The organism is Moorena sp. SIO3B2 (assembly GCF_010692525.1).
Classification (GTDB): Bacteria; Cyanobacteriota; Cyanobacteriia; order Cyanobacteriales; family Coleofasciculaceae; genus Moorena; species Moorena producens.
On the sequence record NZ_JAAHHE010000666.1, the window covers coordinates 1 to 2,371 of the forward strand.

Annotated in this window: 4 protein-coding genes; 3 read left to right on the top strand and 1 reads right to left on the bottom strand. The window is 40.7% G+C overall.

From position 1 onward, the window contains the following. The first annotated feature begins 278 nt into the window (after positions 1-278). The 3 genes from F6K38_RS39545 (at position 279) to F6K38_RS39555 (ending at position 1,995) form a co-directional block, all read left to right on the top strand. On the top strand, positions 279-503 hold the full coding sequence (locus tag F6K38_RS39545) for a hypothetical protein (RefSeq protein ID WP_008184077.1): 225 nt from the start codon (positions 279-281) through the stop codon (positions 501-503). Next, positions 500-1,069: a Uma2 family endonuclease gene (locus tag F6K38_RS39550; protein WP_008184075.1), complete on the top strand. Its 570-nt coding sequence runs from the start codon at positions 500-502 to the stop codon at positions 1,067-1,069. The genes F6K38_RS39545 and F6K38_RS39550 overlap by 4 nt, the downstream gene beginning before the upstream one ends. A 323-nt stretch (positions 1,070-1,392) precedes the next feature. Further along, positions 1,393-1,995, top strand: a complete 603-nt coding sequence (locus F6K38_RS39555; protein WP_287256760.1) for a metal-dependent hydrolase — start codon at positions 1,393-1,395, stop codon at positions 1,993-1,995. Between the two features lie 121 nt (positions 1,996-2,116). On the opposite strand, the gene F6K38_RS39560 is transcribed toward F6K38_RS39555, so the two are convergent. After that, complete coding sequence (locus F6K38_RS39560; protein ID WP_044493130.1) at positions 2,117-2,296, bottom strand: hypothetical protein; 180 nt, start codon at positions 2,294-2,296, stop codon at positions 2,117-2,119. Positions 2,297-2,371: the final 75 nt, after the last annotated feature.

A 2,371-nucleotide genomic window follows, 5' to 3' on the forward strand; every position in this document is an offset into this window, starting at 1 on the left:
AGGAGGAGTATTATGCACAACAGCAGAGGTCATAGTTTTAGACATAGTGGTGGTATTTCCTACTCAAATTTAACGCCTATCGCTAAGGTATCGTTGAAACTTGCTAAAAAACCCAGCCGTTGGTTCTTTCTTTTTTGAGCAAACTATGGTACTAGAGTTGCTACAGTAGCTATTCTATTAGTAGTCAATTTTTAGAGGACAACAAAGCTTGTAGGCCACGCTTCGCGATCAAGCTGAGGCCTTTGGGCCACGCTTTGCGAACGCTTCCGCCAAAGGCGATGGGCGAAGCCCCGCTTTCAGCGATCGCCTTTGGCGCGGCTGAGGCCTTTGGCCACGCTGCGCGAACGCCGATCGGAATAGTTATTGATCACTGGGAATCAAAAACGCGATCGCTAAAACAATTCTATAGCGTTAGTTATTTTTATAAAATACACTTAGGTTTCTACTCCCTACTCTCTACTCCCTACTCCCTGCTCCCTGCTCCCTTCCCTAAACAATCATGACCACCCTAACCCTTGATCTCCAATCAATTAACCTTACCGACGAGCAATTTTTCCAGCTTTGTCAAGACAACCATGATTTAAAATTTGAACGCAATGCTAATGGAGATTTAATTATTATGTCACCCACTGGCGGCAGCACAGGAAACTGTAATCTAGAAATAGGCTACCAACTTCAAGCCTGGAGCCGTCAAAACAAGTTGGGAATTGCTTTCGATTCTTCCACTGGTTTTAAACTCCCCAATGGTGCCGACCGTTCTCCCGATGCTTCTTGGATACCATTACAAAGCTGGAATAGTTTAACTCCTCAACAACAAGAGAAATTTCTGCCCCTGTGTCCTGATTTTGTGATTGAATTACGTTCGCCTAGTGATAGCTTAATAGCAATTCGCCAGAAGATGGAAGAATACCGAGACAATGGTGCTCGTAATGGTTGCTTGATTAATCGTAAAGAGCGACAAGTTGAAATTTATCGACCAAGTAGAGATATTGAGGTTTTAGAGTCTCCCCCTAGTTTATCTGGAGAAGAGGTTTTGCCTGGTTTTGTGTATCTTGACCTGGGGGGGTGACATGCAAGCTGAAATCCTTACTGGGTAATAATTTCAGCCGATAATTCCCAAAAATATACATTCTGTTTTGGGCGCTCCTTTGGACGTAGTTATAAGGGTTTGAGCTTCCCTAACATGAATTTAGGCTTAATTTCCGACTGTATCTTCCATGACACCATTGGCATCAAAGCCTTATAGAGTAAGCTTTTTGGGGCTCATGTCACCCCCTCAGGTATCTTGACCTAATTTGGTGAAGGGTTATACTTAAACATAAATTTTGATTTTACCTATTAAATTAAGATGCTATAATAACTTAATTCAGTAACATCAAAATAAAAAAATATATGTCATCTTTTATTGGCCATAGTGTAACTGCTGTAACTATTGGTATTGCTTTTAATTCACCCAAAAAACCACTGCTATTGCGCTTGGCTTGGTTTTTATGGTTAATAGTAATTGCCTCTTTCCCTGACTTGGATCATTTTATCCCTTGGTTACATCAATCAGCACACCGTCAAACTCGTATTACCCATTCCCTAGCATTTGCTCTGATTATTCCCATTTGTACAATCGTAGTTTTAATTATTATAGGAATTAGGGGACGCCAACTCAAAGTGTATAGTTTTCAAGCGATATTAGCGGGTCTTTCCCAAATTATTATCGATTTGTTAGTTGGAGTTGTTGGTATACCTTTGTTCTATCCCTTCACTAGAGAAAACTTTAAACTTCCTTGGGGTATTTTACCCAGCGCCGGAAAACTAGACCTAAGCAATTATTACTTATATAAAAACCTATTGATCGAGATGGGGATACTATTACCATTGTTTTCCTTGGTTGCCATTTGTCGTTACCATCTTTTAAAACCCCGTCAGGTAAAAATTGTTATCTTTGGCTTACTGTTTACTTCAACCTGCTTTATGTTTTGGGGATATAATCTGTCTCGGTAGCCCAAGCATGGTGGTATAGCACTACCCATTTGACAAAACTATGGTAAAAGAGTTGCTAAACCAACTATGAGTTGACCTTAGCAACTCCTCCTAACTCGAGGGATATTGCGATGGGTGCATCTCATATTTGTAAAAGGGGAATGGGGAATGGGGAATGGGGAATGGGGAATGGGGAATGGGAAATGGGTAATAGGTAATGGGTAATAGGTAATAGGGGAAGCATGTCACTTAAGCCTAATATTTTTACCATTACTATAGCCCCCTGATGGGTAATTGCTTGCTGATCTGGTAAATAGTTCATCTGTTCTGCAACTAAGACCGGATTTTTGTTGTTTTGTCAAGTAGTTCATTTGTTAGGCTTATTTGACCTGCTCCC

Bases quoted from the DNA above. Each gene is read 5' to 3' on its own strand.
- F6K38_RS39545 (WP_008184077.1), top strand. From the start codon at position 279: ATGGGCGAAGCCCCGCTTTCAGCGATCGCCTTTGGCGCGGCTGAGGCC.
- F6K38_RS39560 (WP_044493130.1), bottom strand. From the start codon at position 2,296: ATGAACTATTTACCAGATCAGCAAGCAATTACCCATCAGGGGGCTATA.
- F6K38_RS39555 (WP_287256760.1), top strand. From the start codon at position 1,393: ATGTCATCTTTTATTGGCCATAGTGTAACTGCTGTAACTATTGGTATT.
- F6K38_RS39550 (WP_008184075.1), top strand. From the start codon at position 500: ATGACCACCCTAACCCTTGATCTCCAATCAATTAACCTTACCGACGAG.